The organism is Streptomyces sp. NPDC101160, assembly GCF_044768205.1.
In the GTDB taxonomy this organism is placed as follows: Bacteria; Actinomycetota; Actinomycetes; order Streptomycetales; family Streptomycetaceae; genus Streptomyces.
The window spans coordinates 712,458-733,332 of the sequence record NZ_JBIWPJ010000004.1 but is presented as its reverse complement, the minus strand read 5'-3'; the positions used below and the strand labels follow the sequence as shown (position 1 = coordinate 733,332).

Here is a 20,875-nt window from a genome sequence, read left to right as displayed (position 1 = left end):
AAACGCCCGGTTACATTCCGAACCCGGAAGCTAAGCCTTTCAGCGCCGATGGTACTGCAGGGGGGACCCTGTGGGAGAGTAGGACGCCGCCGAACAATCATTGTGGGAAAGCCCCGCACCGTATGGTGCGGGGCTTTTCTGCGTTTACGGGCCAGATGTTGTACGGATCAGGTGTGGGGCACCGCCGTCGCGACGAGGACCTCGAACTCCTCCAGGCTGCGCGTGGTGACGCCGGCCTTCGACGTCGTCTCGCCGCGGATTCCCGCGACGGCGGCGCGGGAGGACGCCAGGGAGTCCTTGTCGGCGTACAGCGCGCCGACCGCGGCCCGGCCGTGGGTGCGGTCGACGAGGAGCGAGACGCCCTTCCAGCCGGGGATCTCCTCGATCTTGGGCAGCGCGGTGTCGCGGAACGTCGTCACCAGCTTGTCGACGGCGGCGGCGTCGACGTCCATGCGGACCAGTCGGAACGTCGCGCCGGGCCCGAGGTCCTCGCTGCGGCGGGCGACGGCCGCCTCCCAGTTGTCGACCGTCATGGTCCCGGCGAAGGGCGCGAACATCTCGCTGCGCCGCTCGCGCAGCGCCTCGTAGCTCGCCTCCCGGGACGCCTCGTCCTCCCACCACGACCCCACCAGGAGTTTGCCGACCTCGCGGTCCACGAACAGCCCCATGCCGCGGTAGCCCCGCTGCCCCGACAGAAGCTCGCGTCCCTCGGTCCGGACCGACTCGGCGACGTCGTCGAGCTGAGCCGGATCACCCGTCATGTAGATGGTGCGCACGTACATAGCGGCCTTCCTGCCTTCCCGTTCCCTCGGTTCCCCCGGTGTGAGCTCGTTCTTCCCCACCCTCCATGCGAGGGCCGGGACGGGGGCGGGGCAACGCGGCACGGGCGTTCGGGTGAAGCGGGTGAAGCGGGTGATCGAACCTCCGTCCTCCACGGATGGCAAAGGGCGGCTCCGCCCCTGCGGAACCGCCCTCGGGCCGGCCAGGTTTCTCAGTGCACTTCTAGTGGTCCTTCTGGACGGCCGAAGGAACTGCCGAAGGGGCTGCCGACGGAGCGTCGGTGGGCGCTGCCGCACGGACGGCGATACGGGTCATGAGCCAGGCCGCGGCGCCGAGACCGGCGGCGACCGTGGCCCAGGCGAGGTCCGCCTGCAGCAGCGCGGCCGTGGCCGCGGCCAGGCCCGCCATCGACTGCTGGAGGAAGCCGCACAGGGAGACGGCGTAGGCGCCGTGGCTCTGCCGGCTGCTCACGGCGGTGGCCATGCTGTTGGGGAACAGGACCGACTGCCCGAACGTGGTCACGCAGTACAGCGCGACGAAGGCCACCAGGGCGCCGCCGTCCGGCAGGCCGGGCACCGACCACAGCGCGATCATCAGGACACCGGACGCGGTCATCACGATCGACCCGGCGGTCATCAGACGGCCCGAACCCTCCTTCGCCACCAGGCGGTTGACGGTCATCGCGCCGGCGAAGTAGGCCGCGCCGAGGAGCAGCCCGAGGCTTCCGTACTGCTCGGTGGCGAGCCCGAAGTGCTGCTGGAAGACGAACGGGCTGACCTCCTGGAGCAGCACGATCGTCGCGAACCCCGCGCCGCCGGCGAGGGCCGGCAGCAGGAAGCGGGGCTGCCTGCTGATGCCGAGGCAGATCCGCAGCACCTCCGACGGCGGCTGCACCGCGCGGCTCGACGCGAACGGGACGGTGAAGGTCAGCGCGGCGGCGACCGCGCCGACCACGGCGAGGACGACGAAGCCCGTCTCCCAGTGGGAGTACCTGCCGATCAGGCCGCCGATGAACTGCCCGCCGCCCATCGCCGTGATGAACGCGATGGACAGCACCGAGAGCCGCCGGGCCAGCTCGTCCCCGCTCCAGCGGTCCCGCACCAGGATCCGGGCGATGATCGCGGCGCCGCCGGCGCCGATGCCCTGCAGCGCGCGCAGCACGAGCAGAGCCTCGGTGGAGCGGAAGAGTGTGATCAGCGCGCTGCTCACCACGAACAGCGCCAGCGAGGCCAGCAGCGGGCCCCGGCGGCCGTACCGGTCCGCGGCCACTCCCCACAGGACCACCGGAGCCGCGGCGCCGATCACGAACACGGAAATGGAAAGGGCCGCGTAATGACGGGACATTCCGAAGTCGTGCGCCACGATCGGGAGGGACGGAAGATAAATGGTGGTCGCCATCTGTGCCATGAAGACCAACAGGCAGGACAGCGTCATCGTGCGCCGGCTCACGGCCTTTTCGCGCGCGTCCGTCATTCTCGACTCCCTGTCGTCTTCCTGGCGTTCATAAAGGCGTGCAAGGTCGCTCCCGCGAGTTCTTCCGGCCGAGTTCCGAGCCTGGAATCGAACCTGAGCGGGGCAGAGATGTGCCGCCAGTAAGGGTCCCGACGAACCCGGTGTGCACCGAGATTCGCAACTGCGTGCAGCGAATGTCAACGGATGCGACCGGCAATGATCTGCCGGTCGCAGGGCAGGCCGGGAAGCGCCCGTGAGTACCTGGGAATGAGTGCCCGCAAAACCGGACCGGCAAAAATCCGCCGGTTTTCGGACCGGTAAATCTTTGCCGGTCGGCGGCTGTCGAACGGGCCGCGGACATCGGCGAGACTGAGGGCTCAGCCGTCCTGCGGGCTGATGAAGGTGAGGCGCAGGCCGGGGTACCCGACGGGCTGCAGGACGTGGGTGACCACGTCGACGGCGCGGGGGGCGAAGCGCGGGATGGTCAGCCGGTAGGCGTGTCCGTCCCGGTGGGCGATGATGACCGGGCCGTCGTCCCAGATCTGCCGGACCTCCGGATCGGTGAGGGCCGTCCGGAGGATCCCGGCCAGTTCGGGGTTCCCCGGGTACTGCGCCATGGCGTAGCGCAGCATCGCGAGGTACGCCCGCGCGTGCCGCGGCCAGTCGGCCAGCTGCGCCCTGGCCTCGGGGTCGGTCAGGCCCCAGCGGATCAGGTTCGCGCCGGGGCGCCGCACCCAGGGGAACCACTCGGCCATGGCCTCGTTGTGCGCGAGGACGTCCCATGTGTTGCTGGTGAGATACGCGGGCCGGCTGGGCTGCAGGTCGAGCAGGCGGTGCAGCGGGGCCAGGTCGATGCCGTCGACGGACGACACGGCGGGGTAGGGCTCGCCGCCGGCGGCGTACAGGAAGAGGGTGGCGCGTTCGTCCGCGCACAGCCGCAGCGCGTCGGCCAGCGCGGTGAGCGTCCGGGAGTCCAGCTTGGGCAGGGCCCCGTGTTCGAGATCCCGGTACCAGCGCTCGCTCATGCCGACCGCGGCGGCGACCTCCACCTGCGGAAGCGCCCTGCCCAGGCCCAGAGTGCGGCCCGCCCGGGCCCGCCACGCCCGCAGCAGCACGGCGAGCCCCACCTCGTCCTCCGGCCGCTGCCCCTGGCCGGTACGGACTGTGGAGTTGTCGCGCTGCATGTGGGGGCCTTTGCTCTGGCTGCTTCCTTGTGCCGCGGCTCGACGCGGGAGCGCCTGCAGGGGGCTCCGCGCGACGGTGGCGCCCGCGCCTTCCGAAACGATCACCGACAGTCAGATCCCCGGACAGAAGAATAACGTGGCGTTGCCGGGGCGCCCGAGATCGACGGCGATGCCGGAAGGCGGCGCCCGGGGGACGGCAAAGCCGCGTTAGCGGTACGCAAGCCGGACGGCAAGGGCGGGCGGGAGAGTGGTCGTGGTGCCGACAGGGAGTGGCGCCGACCGACCATCCAGTCACCGGGGGAGTACCACCATGCGTACGAAGCGCAAGAACACCGTCCTCGCCGTCGCGGCCGTCGCCGTGCTGTCGCTCGGGATGACCGCCTGCGGGGGCGGCGACGACAACGGCGGCCGGGACGAGGGCGCCGCGTCGGCCGGCTCGGCCGCCGCGTCGGGCGGCGAGAGCGGGCAGGGCGGGCAGACCGGCGCCGAGGCCGCGGGCGCGACGACCGCCACCGGCGGCAGCGGCACCGGTGGTTCGACGGCCGGCGGATCGACGGCCGGTGGCTCGACCGGTGGCTCCACGACGGGCGGCGGCAAGTCCGCGGCCAAGACCGGTGCCAAGACCGGCGCCAAGACGTCCGGCACCGCCCCGGCCTGCACCTACAAGGACGTGCGGATCACGGCCGCCAAGGCCGACGAGACGCCCACCGAGCACGTCGTGCTCACCGCGACCAACACCTCCGGCCGCACGTGCCGCCTGTACGGCTACCCGCTGCTCGCGTTCGGCGAGATCCAGACCGCCAAGGACATCCCGGCCGTCGCCAAGAGCAAGCCGGCGAGCCCGGTGATCCTGGAGGCGGGCGCCCCGGCGTACGCCAACGTGCGGATCGTGAACGGCGGCGTCCACGAGGACAACAAGGTCGTCACGTCCTTCAACGTGAACCTCTTCGCCGCCGACGCCCCCGCCGAGGGCAGCGTCGTCGTCAAGGCCCCGGCCGGCGGCCTGGCCGTCGACGAGGCCGTGGCGAAGACCGGCTACTGGACTCCGGAACTCCGCAACGGCGCCGACGAGTTCTGAGCGGGAGCGAGCGCTCAGGGCGGGGCGGTGACGGCGGGCGCGGTGCCGGCGGAGGCGGTGAAGGCGGGCGCGGTGCCGGCGGAGCGGTGAAGGACGGGGCGTTGACGCCGTCAGGTCCGCCCGCCGCTGCTCGTACCCTCGCCCGCGAGGCCGGTCTTCGTGCCCGCGCCGCACAGCGGTACGACCGTGGTGCCCGGGCGCTCCGGGGCCGCGCGGACCGCGGCCCAGCAGGCGGCGGCCGTGGGCTCGACGTAGAGTCCGCGGCGGGCGAGGTCGAGCTGGGCGGTGCGTACCTGGTCGTCGGTGACGGTGCGGAAGGTGCCGCCGCTCGCCCGGACGGCACGCAGGATCTGCGCGGCGCGGGGCGGGTTGGGGATGGCGATGCCCTCGGCGAGGGTGGGGCGGGTCTCCGCCGGCGCCGACAGCTCGTCCTCGCCCGCGTGGAAGGCCGCGGCGAGCGGCGAGACGGCCTCCGCCTGGACCGCGACCAGGACCGGGCGGCGGTCGACGAGGCCGTGCCCGTACAGCTCCTCGACCGCGAGGGCCGCGCCGAGGAGCAGTGTGCCGTTGCCGACGGGCAGTACGAGGGTGTCGGGGAGCCGGCCGCCCAGGTCCTCCCAGAGTTCGTAGACGTACGTCTTGGTGCCGTGCAGGAAGTGCGGGTTGTACGCGTGCGAGGCGTACAGCACGTCCGGCTCGTCCGCGGCCTCGCGCGCCGCCCGCGCCGTCGCCTCCCGGTCGCCCGCCACGACCACCACCCGGGCACCGTGCGCGCGGATCTGCTCCAGCTTCTTCGGGGACGTCCCCTCGGGCACGTACACGGCGCAGTCGAGCCCGGCCCGGGCGCCGTAGGCGGCGATCGCCGTGCCGGCGTTGCCGCTGCTGTCGGCGATCACCGTGCGCGGGCCGAGCCGGCGCGCCAGCTCGGCGAGCATCACCGCGCCGCGGTCCTTGAAGGACGACGTCGGCATGAGGAAGTCGAGTTTGGCCGAAATCCGGTCGGTCAGGGGGACGAGGGGGGTGCGGCCCTCGCCGAGGGTCACATGGGGGATCTCGGTGGCGAGCGGCAGCGCCTCCGCGTAACGCCACAGTGAATTCACGCGTGACGCGAGGGACGTGAGGGAAACCGGCGCGCTGGTGAAGTCGAGGTCCCAGGGGCCGTGGCACTGCGGACAACGCCAGGTGAGGGCGTCCGCGGGGGCTCTGACGTGGCAGAGGGGGCATACGTAGGCCGTCATATGCGCCAGGATGTCAGCCCTGTGGCGGGCGCGTGTCGTGACGCGAGGGACTCTTGTGCGATCCCCAAGGTTCGGTCAACCTTTCGGTCGGCACCCGGATATGACGACCCGTCCGAACTCGGGACGGCTGCTTGTCATGTCCATGAAGTAGGCATCCTCGTGTACGCCCCTGTACGACCGCGCACGACCGGTGTCGTGCCCCCACAGCAGCGCACCACCAATGAGGAGGACCCCTCACATGTCCGTGATGCGTGACTCGCGGCGCAGGCTCGCCGCGGCCGGCGCCATCGCCGTCGCAGCCCTGGCGCTCGGCTCCCTCTCCACCGCCCCGGCCACGGCCGCCGGGAGCGCCGCCGAAGGCGTGATCCTCAACGCCGGCGCCGAAGGGACCGTCGCCGACAGCTACATCGTGACCCTCCGCGACTCCGCCGCCCGCGCGGACACGGCGCAGGGCCGGGCGGTCGCCACGAAGTTCGGCGCCAAGATCAGGCGGACGTACCACGCGGCGCTCAACGGCTACTCCGTCGAACTCTCCGAGGCGCAGGCCAAGCGGCTCGCCGCCGACCCGGCGGTGCGCTCCGTCAGCCAGAACCGCGTCTTCCACATCGACGGCACGCAGACCTCCCCGCCGTCCTGGGGCCTCGACCGGATCGACCAGAAGGCCCTGCCGCTGAACCAGAGCTACACCTACCCGGACAGCGCGGGCCAGGGCGTCACGGCGTACATCATCGACACCGGCGTCCGCATCACCCACACCGACTTCGCCGGCCGCGCCTCCTACGGCTACGACGCCATCGACAACGACAACACCGCCCAGGACGGCCACGGCCACGGCACCCATGTCGCCGGTACGGTCGCGGGCTCCTCGTACGGCGTGGCCAAGAAGGCGAAGATCGTCGGCGTCCGCGTCCTCGACAACTCCGGCTCCGGCACCACCGAGCAGGTCGTCGCCGGCATCGACTGGGTGACCCAGAACGCCGTCAAGCCGGCCGTCGCCAACATGAGCCTCGGCGGTGGCGTCGACACCGTCCTCGACGACGCCGTGCGCCGCTCGATCGCCTCCGGCGTCACGTACGCGGTCGCCGCCGGCAACGAGACCGACAACGCCGCCAACCACTCCCCGGCCCGCGTCGCCGAGGCCATCACGGTCGGCGCGACGACGTCCAGCGACGCCAGGGCCAGCTACTCCAACTACGGCAGCGGCCTCGACCTCTTCGCCCCGGGCTCCTCCATCACCTCGTCCTGGGGCACCGGCGACACCGCCACCAACACCATCTCCGGTACGTCGATGGCCACCCCGCACGTCACCGGCGCCGCCGCCCTCTACCTGGCCGACCACCCGACTGCCATCCCGGCCGCCGTCTCCGCGGCCCTGACCGCCGCCGCCACCCCGAACGTGGTGACCAGCCCCGGCACCGGCTCCCCGAACAAGCTCCTCTACGTCGGCGGCACCACCCCGCCGCCCACCGGCCCGCGCTTCGAGAACACCGCGAACTACACGATCAACGACAACGCGACCGTCGAGTCCCCGGTCACCGTCAGCGGCGTCTCCGGCAACGCCCCGGCCACGCTCCAGGTGCCGGTGAACATCGTCCACACCTACATCGGTGACCTCCAGGTCCAGCTGATCGCCCCCGACGGCTCGGCGTACACGCTGAAGGCGTTCGGCTCCGGCGGCAGCGCGGACAACATCAACACCACCTACACCGTCAACGCCTCCTCCGAGGTCGCGAACGGCACGTGGAAGCTCCGGGTCACGGACAACGCGGCCTTGGACACCGGGTACATCGACTCCTGGGCGCTGCAGTTCTGACGCTCACGCCTCATGAGGAGAGGGCGGTCGCCGACACGGCGGCCGCCCTCTCCTCAGTCCTCGTCCTCGAAGACGTACGGGACCGGTTCCTGCACCCAGCCCGCCGTCAGGACAAGCCGCGAGGTGCGGTGGACGCAGAGGAAGCCGAACGGGCGGTCGAAGTCCAGGTCGATCCGGCGCACCAGGTACGGGTAGCGCACCACGGCGCTCCCGCCGGCCGCGCCGAAGGCCGTCACCGCCGCCGCCTCGAAGCCCTCCGCGGTGAAGCGGGCCATCGCCGCCTGGCGGGCCTGCCGGACGGAGAGCGGCGGATCGTCCGAGACACCCGGGAAGTGGCCGCGGGTGTCGTCCCGCGCGGTCGTCAGGCCGAACACCTCGTGCAGCGCGGTCAGATCGTGGTCGGCGGTGAGCGAGAACGGTGAGGTGGTGACCGAGAGGTACGGGTCCCGTGCGGTGCTGCGTACGTGACGGACGTTCAGACCCGGGCCCGCCTCGCCCAGCGGCAGCAGGTCGCCCGGAACGGCCCGGAAGGCGCCGGCCAGGACGTCGAGGCCGGCCCGGAGCACCGTGCCGGGGGCCGCCTCCTCCGGGCCGAGCAGCAGATGCACGTCGACGCCGGTGCCGCCGAGGACCTTCAGCACCGTGAGTGGGCCCGCGGCCGTCCCGGCCACCCCGACCCGGTCGAGGAGCGCCGTCGTCCGGTGCAGCGCGGCCAGTTCGCGCCCGGCCCACGGCCCGTACTCGGGGTACATGCCGCCGTCCCGGAAGGGGCGGAGCCAGGTCGTGCGGACCGCCTGCGCGGCGGCCAGGACCAGCTCCGTCTCCTCGTCCACGACGACCGGCATCGCCGGTATCAGACCGCCGGTGTGCTCCGCCGCCCATGCGTCCAGGAGCCGCCCGCTCGCCGCGTCGTCCGCGCCGAGCCGGCCGAGCGTCGCGTCCGGCAGGCCCGCGGCCCAGTCCGCGCGCAGCGCCACCCGGGGGCGGGTCCACAGGCCGATCGCCGAGCCGACGCCGCGCATCCGGCCGAGTCCCGCGAGCAGTTCGCGTGCCGCCTGTGCCGCCGGGCCCGCCGCCATGCCGAGGGCGTCCTCGAGCTCGCCGCGGGCCGGGCCGTCGGCGCCGTCCGCGAGGAAGGCGAGCAGCGGCCAGACGCCGGTCGCGGACAGCACGGTGTCCTGGCCGTCGGAGGGCAGGGCGCCGGCCCAACGCGCCGTCAGCCGGTTGACCGCACGCACCGTCGAGACCCGCATACCGCCCCCACCCCCGGACCACGTACGATGCGCGCGCCCGTTCGATTCTCTGAATCGGTGCCGAGAACCCGTGCCGATTCTCCGAATCCGTGCCGAATCCCGCCCCAAACAGGAGCACCGTACTCGTGGACCCCTCCCCGTCGCCCCAGGATTTCCCGGCCCCGCAGCAGCCCCCGCAGCCGCCGCGCCAGGAATGGCCTGCGCCTGGTCAGGGACCCGGTCAGGGCTTCGGCCAGGGGCCGGGTCAGGGGGCAGGCCAGGGGTTCGGCCCGGGGCCGGGTCAGGGGCCCGTGCCCGGACCGTACGCCGCTCCCGGCCCGTACACCTCGCCGCTGCCCGGGCCGTACGGCCCCGGGGGCGTGCCCGGTGGTCCCGGCGGCCTCGGCCCCTACGGGGCGCCGCAGCCCGGTACGAACGGGCTCGCGGTCGCGTCGCTCGTCTCCGGCATCGTGTGCTGTCTGCCACCGCTCGGCCTCGTCCTCGGTCTGTTCGCGCTGCCGCAGATCAAGAGGAAGCAGCAGAAGGGCAAGGGCCTGGCCGTCGCCGGCATCGTGCTCTCCTCCCTCGCCTGCCTCCTGATGGCCCTCGGTATCGCGAGCGGCGGTTTCGCCGACGCCTGGCGGGACTTCAAGAAGGGCATGGACGAGGCCGCCGCCAAGCAGTCGCCGTTCGACCTGCAGAAGGGCGACTGCTTCAAGGTCGACGGCAAGCTGGAGGCGTACACGACCGACGTGAAGACCGTCGTCTGCACCAAGCCGCACCAGGGCGAGGTCAGCGGCGCCTTCAAGGTCACCGGCTTCACCGAGTGGCCCGGCGAGGACGCGATCGACAAGATCGCCGAGACCCGCTGCGAGCGGATCAACAACGCCTACGCGCTGGACACCTGGGCCGTCCCCGAGGCGGCGGTGACCTACTACTACCTGCCCAGCAAGCAGAGTTGGCGGATCGGCGACCGCACGGTGACCTGCGCGCTCGCCACCGAGGAGGAGCCCTTCACCACCTCCCTGCGCAGCGACGCCACCACGCTCGACCCGCACCAGCTGCACTTCCTCACGACCATGAACCCGGTCGACGACGCCGTCTTCGATGAGCCGGAGGCGGACGCGGACGACGACCTGGAGGCCAACAAGGCCTGGGCGCAGAAGGTGCACCACGCCGTCACCACGGCCGGTGACGGTCTGCGCGGCCACGCCTGGCCGGCCGCGTCCGCCAAGCCCGTCGGAGAGCTGGCGGACAAGCTGGACGCGGCCGCGCGCAAGTGGCAGAAGCTCGCGACGGCGAAGGACGCGGACGCCTTCTGGGAGGTCTACGACGAGGCGTACGACGCGCTCTCGACGGACCTGGACAAGGACTCCCGCTCGGCGCTCGGTCTCACGCCCGTCCCGCAGGGCAGCGACAGCAGCAGCGGCAGCGACGGCGGCTCCGGCAGCGATGGTGGCCCCGGCAGTGACGGCGACAGCGGCAGCAAGAAGGTCTGAGCGAGAGCCAACGGCGAGGATTCCGACGGGCGTTCGGTGGCTATACCTGCGGGAAGGGCCCACGTAAAGGCAAATCATCACTTCGGGTGAAACTCTGGCCCATGCTTGCGGGTGCGCACCCTCGGTTGCGACGCTGTAGCTCACAGTCAAGCTGAGGGGAGTGTCCCGTGACGTTCGGTGAGCAGCCGGCCTATCTGCGTGTGGCGAGCGACCTTCGCGAGAAGATCGCCAACGGCTCGCTGCCCCCGCACACCCGCCTCCCCTCGCAGGCGCGCATCCGCGAGGAGTACGGGGTGTCGGACACCGTCGCACTGGAGGCGCGCAAGGTCCTCATGGCCGAGGGCCTGGTCGAGGGGCGCTCCGGTTCCGGGACCTATGTGCGCGAGCGGCCCGTGCCGCGCCGGATCGCCCGCTCCGGCTACCGGCCGGTGTCCGGTGCCAGCCCCTTCCGTCAGGAGCAGGCCGCCGAAGGGGCGCGCGGCGCCTGGGAGTCGAGCAGTGAGCAGGAGGCCGCCGGCGCCGAGGTCGCGGACCGGCTCGGCATCCCGGCGGGGGAGCGGGTGATGCGCACGCGGTACGTGTACCGGGAGGGCGGCGAGCCGATGATGCTCTCCACCTCCTGGGAGCCGCTCGCCGTCACCGGCCGCACGCCGGTGATGCTGCCCGAGGAGGGGCCGCTGGGCGGCTGCGGGGTCGTCGAGCGGATGGCCGCCATCGACGTCGTCGTGGACAACGTGGTGGAGGAGGTCACCGCCCGGCCCGGGCTCGCGGAGGAGCTGCTGACGCTCGGCGGCGTCCCCGGCCATGTGGTGATGGTGATCGAGCGGACCTTCTACGCCTCGGGGCGCGCGGTCGAGACCGCGGACGTGGTCATCCCGGCCGACCGCTACAAGATCGCTTACCACCTGCCGGTGCGCTGACGGCCCGCTTTCCCGTGCTCCGGGCCGGTGTTCGGCCGTCTCGCCGCTTGTTACTGGCCAGATACATACCTCTTCGTGAAAACCCGTATCCACTGTGTGAAGGTCGGGCGTAAGCTCGGGCATATGCGCATTGCGATTTCCGGGAGATCGTTAGACACGGTCGGACCGGCGGAGGGGGAAGTCCGATGAGTCCGATGAGCGACAACGGCGCCGACCTGGCCTGGCTGGTCATGAGGCAGGACGACAACGGCAACCGCTACCGCGTCGGCCGGTACGCGACCGAGGACGAGGCCCAGCGGATCGCCGACAGCCTCGATGACCGCGGGCACAAGCAGATCTACTGGGTCGAGCGCATCGGTCAGCCCGCGCTCTGACCTCACGGGCCCGGGCCGGTGCCGCGTTACGCTCCGGCCCATGACGACTGATCACCGCACTGACCCCGTCGTGGTCGTCGCCGGGGCCCTCTACGACCAGGGCCGGCTGCTCGCCGCGCGCCGCAGCGCGCCCGTCGAGCTGGCCGGCCGCTGGGAGCTGCCCGGCGGCAAGGTGGAGCCGGGAGAGGGTCCGGAGGAGGCCCTGGTCCGGGAGTTGCGCGAGGAGCTCGGCGTCGAGACCGAGACCGGCGCGCGCATCCCCGGCGAGTGGCCGCTGAAGCCCGGCTACGTCCTGTGGGTCTGGACCGCCCGCCTCCGCGACGGCGAGCCGCGGCCCGAGCCCCTCGAGGACCACGACGAGCTGCGCTGGCTGGCCCGCCACGAGCTCGACTCCGTCGACTGGATCGACGCCGACCGCCCCGCCGTCGCCGAGGCCGCCCGCCTGCTGCCCGCGACCCCCGGGGCTTCCACGCAACCGGCCGGGTCCGAGACCTCGGTGCGGCCCGCCGCGACCAGGGCTCCCGCGCGGCCCGCCGGGTCCGACGTCCCTGAGTCTCCCGGCGCCCCCGAGCGACGCACGCGGCCCGCCGCGTCCGAGGGTTCCGGCGCCGCTCCGGCGCCCGGCGACGGCGCCCGCGGCTGACCCGTACGCCGTTCGTGCCACCGTGCGCCGATGGGCTCAACCGGCGCGATATCCCACTCCGAATATCGGGTATGTCGTGATTAACCCCCCGAAATAGGACGTGGGCCCCGTGATCGACACCGAAGGCGACCGTGCCGAGTGGCATTTCCCGGCGGAGGCCAACGCCGTGCGAACGGCCCGTCACGCGGTACGGGACACCTTGCGGGCCTGGCAGCTCGACGCGGTGATCGGGGACGTCACCGTCCTCCTGGTCAGCGAGCTGGTCACGAACTCGCTGCGGTACGCCTCCGGACCCATCGGCGTCCGCCTGGTGCGCCGCGGGCCGTCCGGAGACGGTGTAGGGCACGGCCCCGCGCTCCTCGTGGAGGTCTCCGATCCGCTTCCGGACCAGCCCACCGAGCGCCCCGCCGGACCCGACGACGAAGGCGGCCGCGGACTCCAGCTCGTGGCCTGTTCCGCGCGCCGTTGGGGCACCCGCGCGGGCAGGGCGGGGAAAACCGTGTGGTTCGAGCTCGCCCTCCCTGGTGAGTAAACAGGGTGGGACGACGATCAGCGGGCCTCGGCCGGAAACGAACGAGACCACCCTGTGATCGTGAACGTCGTGCCGACCAGGGCCCTGGTGCTGAATACTGCGCACATGGCCGGTCCGGTGCGGTGAGCTGGAGGGGACGGTCGCGTGAGCGAGATACCTGAGACGGCGAGCGGTGTCGTGTGGCAGAGCAGCCCGCCCGGGTCGATCTATGACTTCATCCGGGTCGCCTCCTTCTCGATCGGTCCCGACGGGCTGGTCGACCAGTGGAGCAGGCGCGCCGTCGAACTCTTCGGGGTGACCGCCGAAGAGGCCAGGGGCAAGGATCCCGTCGACGCCTTCATGCCGCCCGACCTGCGCGAGCGAGGCCACCGCAAGGTCCGCGAGATCCTCGACGGCAAGGAGTGGACGGGCCTCGTCCCGTTCCGGATGCCGGCCGAACACGGCGAACCGGGCGGGCCGGGCGAGGGCAGGCCCCACGGCATCGCCGAGATGTACGTGATGCCGAGCGAGACGCAGAGCGGCGAGCGGGCCGCGCTGTGCATCGTCGTCGACGTCCGCGCGCTGCGCCGGATCGAGACCGACCTCGCCGCCTCGCAGGCCATTTTCGGCCAATCCCCCTTCGGCTTCCTCCTCTTCGGCACCGACCTCACCGTGAAGCGCGCCAACCGGCGCTTCGCCACCGTCTTCGGCGGCTCCGCCGACGACCACCGCGGCCGGACCGTGGACGACTACCTGCCCCGTCCCGAGGCCGAGCGGCTCAACACCGCGCTCCGCAAGGTCCTGGACACCGGCGAGTCCGTCACCGACCTGGAGATCGTCGGAGCCGCGCCCGGCGCCAAGGACCGCCGCCACTGGTCCATCAACCTCTACCGGGTGCACAGCGGCACCGGCCGCCCCATCGGCGTCGCCGGCCTCGGCATCGACGTCACCCGCCGCTACAACGCGGCCCGCGAGGCCGCCAGCGCCCGCCGCAACCTCGCCCTGCTCAACGAGGCCGGCGCGCGCATAGGGAACACCCTCGACCTGGAGGCCACCGCCCGCGCACTCCTCGACGTCGCCGTCCCCGGCTTCTGCGACCTCGCCGCCGTCGACCTCTACCAGGGGCTGCTCACCGGCGACGAAGCCCCGCCGGGCCGCTGGGGCAGCTCCCACGACGTCGGCTACGGAGCCGGCAGCGCCGAGCTCCGCCGGGTGGCCGTCGCCAGCGCGATCGCCGACGCCCCGGCCGTACGCGTCGGAAGGCCGCGGACGGAGCAGCGCGTAGAACATCGCGTCGAGCAGCACACCGAGCCGCGCGCCGGAGAACCGCAGGTCACCGGCGCGGGTGCCGGCACCGGCGGCACCACCCGCCCCGGCCCCGCCGTCGATCCGGCCACCGGCTCGGGCGCGGCGGCCGCGCCGCTCCTCGGGGACGTGTGCCGCGACACCGGCGCCGTCGAGGTCGGCTCCGTGCACCGCTTCGCCTTCAACTCGCCCTGCGCCGGCGCCCTGCGCACCGGCCGGGTCCGCACCGTGCCGGGGCCGGAGGGCAGTCTCGTCCAGTCCACCCTGGTCGTGCCGATGGTCGCCCACGACACCGTCGTGGGACTCGTCCAGTTCTCCCGCGCCAAGGGCAGCGAACCCTTCGGCGAACGCGACCGCGCCCTCGCCGTCGAGCTCGCCTCCCGCGCCGCCGTCTGCATCGACAACGCGCGCCTCTACCGGCGCGAGCACGAGCGGGCCCTGATCCTGCAGCGCAGCCTGCTGCCGCCCGGCGACCCCGAGGCCGCCGGGCTCGACATCGCCTGCCGCTACCTCCCCGGCACCGTCGGCTCCGAGGTCGGCGGCGACTGGTTCGACGTCATCGAACTCCCCGGCCACCGCACCGCGCTCGTCATCGGCGACGTCATGGGCCGCGGCCTGCGCGCCGCCGTCGCCATGGGCGAACTGCGCACCGCCGTCCGCACCCTCGCCCAGCTCGACCTCGAACCCGCCGAGGTCCTCTCCCACCTCGACGAGATCGCCCGCGGCCTCGGCACCCCCGCCGGAGCCCAGCAGTCCGCCCGCGCGCACCACAAGGCGCGCGGCCCGGAACTCTCCGAGGTCTACCTCGCCACCTGCGTGTACGCGGTCTACGACCCGGTCACCCGGCGATGTACGTTCGCCAACGCGGGCCACCTCCCCCCCGTGCTCGTCGAACCAGGCCAGGAGGCCCGGCTCCTCGACGTACCGCCCGGGATGCCGCTCGGCGTCGGCGGCGAGCCCTTCGAGGAGGTCACCGTCGAACTCCCCGAGGGCGCGCTGCTCGCGCTCTACACCGACGGGCTCGTCGAGTCCCGCGACCATCCGCTCGACGAGGGCCTGAACGCCTTCCGCAACGCCCTCGCCAAACCCAACCGGCCCCTCGAGGACGTCTGCGACCACGTCCTGACCACCCTCGACACCCGGCACGGCGAGGACGACATCGCCCTGCTCATGGCGCGGATCCAGGGCCTGCCCAGCGAGGCCGTCGGCGACTGGCGGCTGCCCCGCGAGCCGCGCTCGGTCGGCCGCGCCCGCGAACTGGCGCGCGCCCAGCTCACCGCCTGGGAGCTGGAGCCGCTCGTCGACACCGTCGAACTCCTCGTCAGCGAGCTCGTCACCAACGCCCTGCGGTACGGCGAGGGCGAGATCCGGCTGCGGCTGCTGCGCGACCGCACCCTGGTCTGCGAGGTGTGGGACGCGGGCCTGGTCCAGCCCCGGCGGCGCCGGGCCAAGGACACCGACGAGGGCGGCCGCGGACTCCAGCTGGTCGGACTGCTCAGCGCGGCGTGGGGTTCGCGGCGCACCCCGCGCGGCAAGACGGTGTGGTTCGAGCTGGCGCTGCCGGACGGGGACGGGGCCGCCGAACCGACGGTCGACCAGCTGCTCAGCATGTTCTGAAGGTTCTGAATGTCCTGAGCGGCGACAGGCCTCAGAGGCGGCCGCGCGTCGCCGGGCCGCCGAACGCGGCGGGACCGGCGTCGAGGAGGATGCCGCCGAGCACCGCGCCGCCGGGCCGGTCGGCGCCGGAGCCCGCGGCGCCGTCGGGGTTGCCGTACCGCCGGACGTCCTGTTCGGCGAGGTCCTGCGCCCGCCGCGCCAGGGCGTCGGAGCGCTGGGCCTCGGCGAGGGCGGACGTCGGGTCGTCGTCGGCGCGGGCGACGGCCCGGTCCAGGCGGCGCCGGGCCTCGGCCAGACGGGTGCGGGCCTCGGCGCCGACCGCGCCGCGGCGGGTGGTGACGTACGTGTCGGCGGCGCCGGTAGCCGACCGGGCGGTCAGCAGGGCCCGGTCCAGGAGCGCGCGGGCACGCCCGGCGCCCGCCAGGGCCTGGTCGAGCGCGGTGTCGGCCTCCTCGACCCGGCGCAGCGCGTCGAGCGGGTCGTAACGGCCGGAGTCCACGGCGGCCCGGAGACCCATGAGCACGGACTCGGCCCGACCGATCCGGCTCCGCAGCTCCGTGACCCGGGGGTCCACGGGCGGCAGGTCCCTGGACGGCACGTCCTCCCCGGTGTCCGGGAGCAACAGCCCACGGGCATCGGCGGTGTCGGTGTCGGGGCCTGCGCCCGCAGCCGGGCCTTCGGTGTCGCTGAGCGGCTCGCCAGGGTCCGGGGCCCGGCCGCCGGCGACGGCGTGCGGCCCGTCTGCGTCCGTGGTCCGGCCTCTGGTGTCGCCGAGCGGCGGGCCGGGGTCGGGGGCCCGGCTGCCGGTGTCAGCAGCCGGGCCTTCGGTGTCGCTGAGCGGCTCGCGGGCGTCCGTCGCCCGCCCTCCGGTGCCGGTGAGCGGCCCGCCGGCGCCCGCAGCCCGGCCTTCGGGGTCGGTGAGCGGCTCGCCAGGGTCCGGGGCCCGGCCGCCGGCGTCGGCGTGCGGCCCGTCTGTGTCCGTGGTCCGGCCTCTGGTGTCGCCGAGCGGCGGGCCGGGGTCGGGGGCCCGGCTGCCGGTGTCAGCAGCCGGGCCTTCGGCGTCGCTGAGCGGCTTGCGGGCGTCCGTCGCCCGCCCTCCGGCGTCGGCGTGCGGCCCGCCGGGGTCCGGGGCCCGGCCTCCGGCGTCGGCGTGCGGCCCGGCTGTGTCCGCGAGCAGTGCGCCGGCCTCGGCGAGGTCGGCCTCGGTGTCGGTGAGGGCCGCGGTCAGTTTGCCGACCGCCTCGGCGAGCTCCTGGGCTCGCCGGTCGACCGCCCGGGTGAGCCGGGCGGACTGGTCGACGGCGCTTTCGGCGGCCCGGATCCGCGCGGCGGCGGCGGAGTGGTCGCCCTGGTCGAGGTCCTGGTGGGCCCGGTCGACGTGGGTGGCGGCGAAGGCGAGCCGGTCTCTGGCCTGTTCCACGTTGCCGGAGACCGGGGCCGCCGCCGACTCGGCGTACCGCTCGCGCATCGCCGTCAGGGCCGCCTCCGCCATGGTGACCGCGCCCGTCTGCTCGCGGAGCAGGATCTCGACGGCGGCCAGCGCCTCGGGGGCGGTGCGTTCGAGGGCGCGCAGCCGGTCGAAGGCGGCGGCCTCGGCGTCGAGCCGGGCGTCCGCGTCGCCGCACCGCCGCAGGATCTCCTCCAGCATGGCCCGCCGGGTCGCGTCGTCCTCGGGCTCGGCGTCGTCGAGCTGCTGCCGCAGCCGGAACGCGGCCGTGAGCTCGTCCCGCGCGTGCGCCACGGCCTCGGTGAACGGTTTCGCCGGATCGTCGCCTGACCGGGCCGTCGCGAAGACCAGTTCCACCTCGCTGGTGCGTACGGCGTCGTCCGTGGCGACGAGCGCCTGCCGCGTCCGCCGGTCGAGCGCGATCAGGGGCGTCGCCGGCGGCCCGTGCGGCGTGCCCCAGCCGGCGCCTCCGGCCGCGGCCCCGCCCCAGCGCCCGCCGCCCGGCGTGGTCCGCGTCGCGGCCCTGCGCCGCCGCCGGACGTACGCGTAGCCGGCGAACAGGGCCGCGCCGGCGAGGACGGCCACCGGCAGGATCAGATACGTGCCGCTTGTGGCGTCCGGAACGGCTCCGCCGACGGCCAGGTCCACGGCAGGGCCCACGCGCAGGCCCGCGGCCGGACCCCCGGCCGGATTCACGGCCAGGCCCGAGGCCAGGCCCGAGGCCAGGCCCGAGGCCAGGCCCGAGGCCGGATCCCCGGCCAGGCCCGCGGCCGGACCCGCGAGCAGGTCCGCGGCAGGACCAACACGCAGGTCCGCGGCAAAGCCCCCGGCCAGGCCCGTGGCCGTACCCGCGAGCAGGTCCACGGACTGGCCCGTGGCCAAGCCCCAGGCCACGCCCCCGGCCGGGCCCACCGCCACACCCCCGGCCGTACCCGCGGCCGACCCCGCGGCGTGGGCGCCGTGCGTGCTCGGCACGGTCAGCCACCACGCCGCCACGAGGATCGACAGCAGCGCCCGGGTGGCTCTTCGTGTCACAGAAGGGAGGTTATGTCCGGGATTGCGGGCCCGCGACCGGGGGCGGGGACGCCGGCGAGGTCGCTAGGAGCTCTTCCTTCGGCGGATACGGTCGCCCAGCCACACCACCGGGTCGTACTTGCGGTCCACCACCCGCTCCTTCATCGGGATCAGCGCGTTGTCGGTGATGCGGATGTCCTCCGGGCACACCTCGGTGCAGCACTTGGTGATGTTGCAGTAGCCGAGGCCGTGCTCGTCCTGGGCGGTGCGGCGGCGGTCGAGGCCGGAGTCGGCCGCCGCGTCGAGGGGGTGCATGTCGAGTTCGGCGATGCGCATGAGGAAGCGGGGGCCGGCGAAGACCGCCTTGTTCTCCTCGTGGTCGCGGACCACGTGGCAGGTGTTCTGGCAGAGGAAGCACTCGATGCACTTGCGGAACTCCTGCGAGCGGTCGACGTCCTCCTGCCGCATCCGGTACTCGCCGGGCGCGAGGCCCTCGGGCGGGACGAAGGCCGGGATCTCGCGGGCCTTCGCGTAGTTGAAGGACACGTCCGTGACCAGGTCGCGGACGACCGGGAAGGCGCGCATCGGGGTGATGGTGACGGTCTCGTCGCGGGCGAAGACCGACATGCGGGTCATGCACATCAGCCGGGGCCGCCCGTTGATCTCGGCCGAGCAGGAGCCGCACTTGCCGGCCTTGCAGTTCCAGCGGACGGCCAGGTCGGGGGCCTGGGTGGCCTGGAGGCGGTGGACGATGTCGAGGACGACCTCGCCGTCGTGGACCTCGACCGCGTAGTCGGTCAGGCCGCCGCCGTCGGCGTCGCCCCGCCAGATCCGGAACCGTGCCTCGTACGTACTCATGACTCCAGCTCCTCCTCGGCGAGGTACTTGGCCAGCTCCTCCTTCTCGAAGAGCGCGAGCAGGTCCGCGCGGATCGGCTCCGTCCGTACCCGTTCCAGCTCCACCCCGACCCCGTCCGCCGTCCGGCACAGCAGGTTCACCGGGCGCCAGGCGCGGTCCATCGACGGGTGGTCCTCGCGGGTGTGGCCGCCGCGGGACTCGGTGCGTTCCAGGGCGGCGCGGGCCACGCACTCGCTCACCAGGAGCATGTTGCGCAGGTCGAGGGCGAGGTGCCAGCCGGGGTTGAACTGGCGGTGGCCCTCGACGGCGACCCGGCCCGTCCGCTCGCGCAGCGCGGCGATGCGTTCCAGGGCCTCGGCCATCTCGCCCTCCCGCCGGATGATCCCGACGAGGTCGTTCATCGTCTGCTGGAGTTCCTGGTGGAGGGCGTACGGGTTCTCGGCGGCGTCCCCGAAGGCGCCGCCGTCGAACGGAGCGAGCGCCTCCGTGCGCGCCGCGGTCACCCCGTCCTCGTCCACGTCCGCGGCCCCCGCCGCCGCCGCGTACTCCGCCGCGTGCAGTCCGGCCCGGCGCCCGAACACCAGCAGGTCCGACAGCGAGTTCCCGCCCAGCCGGTTCGAGCCGTGCATGCCGCCGGCGACCTCGCCCGCCGCGAAGAGCCCGGGGACGCCGACCGCGGCCGCCGTCTCCGAGTCGACGGCGACGCCGCCCATCACGTAGTGGCAGGTCGGCCCGACCTCCATCGCCTCGGCCGTGATGTCGACGTCCGCCAGCTCCTTGAACTGGTGGTACATCGACGGCAGCCGGCGCCGGATCACCTTCGCCGGCATCCGCGTCGACACGTCGAGGAACACCCCGCCGTGCGGCGAGCCGCGGCCCGCCTTGACCTCGGCGTTGATCGCCCGGGCCACCTCGTCGCGCGGCAGCAGCTCGGGCGGGCGCCGGTTGTGGTCCGGGTCCTCGTACCAGCGGTCGCCCTCGTCCTCCGACTGCGCGTACTTCTCCTTGAAGACGTCGGGGACGTAGTCGAACATGAACCGCTTGCCCTCGGAGTTGCGCAGCACCCCGCCGTCGCCGCGCACCGACTCGGTGACCAGGATCCCCTTCACCGACGGCGGCCAGACCATCCCGGTCGGATGGAACTGCACGAACTCCATGTTCACCAGCGGCGCCCCGGCGAGCAGCGCGAGGGCGTGCCCGTCGCCCGTGTACTCCCAGGAGTTGGACGTCACCTTGAACGACTTGCCGATGCCGCCGGTCGCGAGGACGACCGCGGGCGCTTCGAGGACGAAGAAGCGGCCGGACTCCCGCTCGTAGCAGAAGACCCCCGTGACCCGCCCGGAGCCCGCGGCGGAGCCGCTGTCAGACGCAGTCTGCAGGACGCGGGTGACCGTGCACTCCTGGAAGACCTTCAGGCCGCTCTCGTAGTCGCCGGTCGCCCGGTGGTCCTCCTGCTGGAGCGAGACGATCTTCTGCTGGAGGGTGCGGATCAGCTCCAGGCCGGTGCGGTCGCCGACGTGCGCGAGCCGCGGGTACTCGTGGCCGCCGAAGTTGCGCTGCGAGATGCGCCCGTCCGGCGTGCGGTCGAAGAGCGCGCCCCAGGTCTCCAGCTCCCACACCCGCTCGGGCGCCTCCTGGGCGTGCAGCTCGGCCATCCGCCACTGGTTGAGGAACTTGCCGCCGCGCATGGTGTCGCGGAAGTGGGTCTGCCAGGTGTCGTGCGGGTTGGCGTTGGCCATGGAGGCGGCGATGCCGCCCTCGGCCATCACCGTGTGCGCCTTGCCGAAGAGGGACTTGCAGATCACGGCGGTACGGGCGCCCCGGCGCCGCGCCTCGATCGCCGCGCGCAGCCCGGCGCCACCGGCGCCGACCACGATCACGTCCCACCGCTGCCGTTCCACAGAAGTCAT

At 73.3% G+C, this 20,875-nt stretch carries 15 protein-coding genes, 1 rRNA gene and 1 pseudogene; 9 read left to right on the top strand and 8 right to left on the bottom strand.

Going from position 1 to position 20,875, the window contains the following annotated elements; all coding sequences use genetic code 11:
* Positions 1 to 95, top strand: a 5S ribosomal RNA gene (gene rrf, locus ACIRSU_RS16315); the annotation flags it as partial.
* Between the two features lie 72 nt (positions 96 to 167).
* Here the strand turns inward: rrf and ACIRSU_RS16310 are convergent.
* The 3 genes from ACIRSU_RS16310 to ACIRSU_RS16300 form a co-directional block, all read right to left on the bottom strand.
* Positions 168 to 782, bottom strand: coding sequence for an antibiotic biosynthesis monooxygenase (locus tag ACIRSU_RS16310; RefSeq protein WP_403792519.1), 615 nt, complete (start codon positions 780 to 782; stop codon positions 168 to 170).
* Between the two features lie 220 nt (positions 783 to 1,002).
* On the bottom strand, positions 1,003 to 2,253 hold the full coding sequence (locus ACIRSU_RS16305) for an MFS transporter (protein ID WP_403792518.1): 1,251 nt from the start codon (positions 2,251 to 2,253) through the stop codon (positions 1,003 to 1,005).
* A 356-nt stretch (positions 2,254 to 2,609) separates the two neighbouring features.
* The gene (locus tag ACIRSU_RS16300; protein ID WP_403792516.1) at positions 2,610 to 3,416 is read right to left on the bottom strand and encodes a helix-turn-helix transcriptional regulator; all 807 of its coding nucleotides are present in this window, start codon (positions 3,414 to 3,416) and stop codon (positions 2,610 to 2,612) included.
* 310 nt (positions 3,417 to 3,726) lie between these two features.
* Here ACIRSU_RS16300 and ACIRSU_RS16295 point away from each other — a divergent pair, with 310 nt between their 5' ends.
* A complete protein-coding gene (locus ACIRSU_RS16295) occupies positions 3,727 to 4,494 on the top strand; it encodes a DUF4232 domain-containing protein (RefSeq protein WP_403792514.1) in 768 nt (255 codons plus the stop codon).
* Between the two features lie 110 nt (positions 4,495 to 4,604).
* On the opposite strand, the gene ACIRSU_RS16290 is transcribed toward ACIRSU_RS16295, so the two are convergent.
* Positions 4,605 to 5,732, bottom strand: a complete 1,128-nt coding sequence (locus ACIRSU_RS16290) for a threonine synthase (RefSeq protein ID WP_403792512.1) — start codon at positions 5,730 to 5,732, stop codon at positions 4,605 to 4,607.
* Between the two features lie 238 nt (positions 5,733 to 5,970).
* Between ACIRSU_RS16290 and ACIRSU_RS16285 the strand changes: the two genes are divergently transcribed.
* Positions 5,971 to 7,545 carry a S8 family peptidase gene (locus ACIRSU_RS16285; protein ID WP_403792510.1) on the top strand — a complete coding sequence of 525 codons (1,575 nt, stop codon included), beginning with the start codon at positions 5,971 to 5,973 and terminating at the stop codon, positions 7,543 to 7,545.
* Positions 7,546 to 7,598: 53 nt separating this feature from the next.
* Here the strand turns inward: ACIRSU_RS16285 and ACIRSU_RS16280 are convergent, their stop codons facing one another.
* A complete protein-coding gene (locus ACIRSU_RS16280) occupies positions 7,599 to 8,798 on the bottom strand; it encodes a serpin family protein (protein ID WP_403792508.1) in 1,200 nt (399 codons plus the stop codon).
* A gap of 290 nt (positions 8,799 to 9,088) precedes the next feature.
* Here ACIRSU_RS16280 and ACIRSU_RS16275 point away from each other — a divergent pair, with 290 nt between their 5' ends.
* From ACIRSU_RS16275 to ACIRSU_RS16250, 6 genes and pseudogenes are all read left to right on the top strand, one after another.
* Complete coding sequence (locus ACIRSU_RS16275) at positions 9,089 to 10,276, top strand: DUF4190 domain-containing protein (RefSeq protein ID WP_403792507.1); 1,188 nt, start codon at positions 9,089 to 9,091, stop codon at positions 10,274 to 10,276.
* Between the two features lie 167 nt (positions 10,277 to 10,443).
* Positions 10,444 to 11,196, top strand: coding sequence for a GntR family transcriptional regulator (locus tag ACIRSU_RS16270; RefSeq protein WP_403792505.1), 753 nt, complete (start codon positions 10,444 to 10,446; stop codon positions 11,194 to 11,196).
* A 194-nt stretch (positions 11,197 to 11,390) separates the two neighbouring features.
* The gene (locus tag ACIRSU_RS16265; protein ID WP_403792504.1) at positions 11,391 to 11,570 is read left to right on the top strand and encodes an SPOR domain-containing protein; all 180 of its coding nucleotides are present in this window, start codon (positions 11,391 to 11,393) and stop codon (positions 11,568 to 11,570) included.
* A gap of 40 nt (positions 11,571 to 11,610) precedes the next feature.
* A pseudogene (locus ACIRSU_RS16260) lies at positions 11,611 to 12,039 on the top strand ((deoxy)nucleoside triphosphate pyrophosphohydrolase); the annotation flags it as partial.
* Positions 12,040 to 12,322: 283 nt separating this feature from the next.
* Positions 12,323 to 12,745, top strand: coding sequence for an ATP-binding protein (locus ACIRSU_RS16255; RefSeq protein WP_403792502.1), 423 nt, complete (start codon positions 12,323 to 12,325; stop codon positions 12,743 to 12,745).
* Between the two features lie 144 nt (positions 12,746 to 12,889).
* Entirely contained in the window at positions 12,890 to 15,646 is a 2,757-nt protein-coding gene (locus tag ACIRSU_RS16250; RefSeq protein ID WP_403792501.1) for a SpoIIE family protein phosphatase, read from the top strand.
* A 31-nt stretch (positions 15,647 to 15,677) separates the two neighbouring features.
* On the opposite strand, the gene ACIRSU_RS16245 is transcribed toward ACIRSU_RS16250, so the two are convergent.
* The 3 genes from ACIRSU_RS16245 to ACIRSU_RS16235 form a co-directional block, all read right to left on the bottom strand.
* Positions 15,678 to 18,128: a hypothetical protein gene (locus tag ACIRSU_RS16245; RefSeq protein ID WP_403792498.1), complete on the bottom strand. Its 2,451-nt coding sequence runs from the start codon at positions 18,126 to 18,128 to the stop codon at positions 15,678 to 15,680.
* A 63-nt stretch (positions 18,129 to 18,191) separates the two neighbouring features.
* Positions 18,192 to 18,965: a succinate dehydrogenase/fumarate reductase iron-sulfur subunit gene (locus ACIRSU_RS16240; RefSeq protein ID WP_403792497.1), complete on the bottom strand. Its 774-nt coding sequence runs from the start codon at positions 18,963 to 18,965 to the stop codon at positions 18,192 to 18,194.
* Positions 18,962 to 20,875 carry a fumarate reductase/succinate dehydrogenase flavoprotein subunit gene (locus tag ACIRSU_RS16235; RefSeq protein WP_403792494.1) on the bottom strand — a complete coding sequence of 638 codons (1,914 nt, stop codon included), beginning with the start codon at positions 20,873 to 20,875 and terminating at the stop codon, positions 18,962 to 18,964. The genes ACIRSU_RS16240 and ACIRSU_RS16235 overlap by 4 nt, the downstream gene beginning before the upstream one ends.

What these genes read in the sequence shown, in the direction of transcription:
- ACIRSU_RS16310 (WP_403792519.1), bottom strand. Translation starts at nt 782, where the DNA reads ATGTACGTGCGCACCATCTACATGACGGGTGATCCGGCTCAGCTCGAC.
- ACIRSU_RS16305 (WP_403792518.1), bottom strand. Translation starts at nt 2,253, where the DNA reads ATGACGGACGCGCGCGAAAAGGCCGTGAGCCGGCGCACGATGACGCTG.
- ACIRSU_RS16300 (WP_403792516.1), bottom strand. Translation starts at nt 3,416, where the DNA reads ATGCAGCGCGACAACTCCACAGTCCGTACCGGCCAGGGGCAGCGGCCG.
- ACIRSU_RS16295 (WP_403792514.1), top strand. Translation starts at nt 3,727, where the DNA reads ATGCGTACGAAGCGCAAGAACACCGTCCTCGCCGTCGCGGCCGTCGCC.
- ACIRSU_RS16290 (WP_403792512.1), bottom strand. Translation starts at nt 5,732, where the DNA reads ATGACGGCCTACGTATGCCCCCTCTGCCACGTCAGAGCCCCCGCGGAC.
- ACIRSU_RS16285 (WP_403792510.1), top strand. Translation starts at nt 5,971, where the DNA reads ATGTCCGTGATGCGTGACTCGCGGCGCAGGCTCGCCGCGGCCGGCGCC.
- ACIRSU_RS16280 (WP_403792508.1), bottom strand. Translation starts at nt 8,798, where the DNA reads ATGCGGGTCTCGACGGTGCGTGCGGTCAACCGGCTGACGGCGCGTTGG.
- ACIRSU_RS16265 (WP_403792504.1), top strand. Translation starts at nt 11,391, where the DNA reads ATGAGCGACAACGGCGCCGACCTGGCCTGGCTGGTCATGAGGCAGGAC.
- ACIRSU_RS16240 (WP_403792497.1), bottom strand. Translation starts at nt 18,965, where the DNA reads ATGAGTACGTACGAGGCACGGTTCCGGATCTGGCGGGGCGACGCCGAC.
- ACIRSU_RS16235 (WP_403792494.1), bottom strand. Translation starts at nt 20,875, where the DNA reads ATGACTTCTGTGGAACGGCAGCGGTGGGACGTGATCGTGGTCGGCGCC.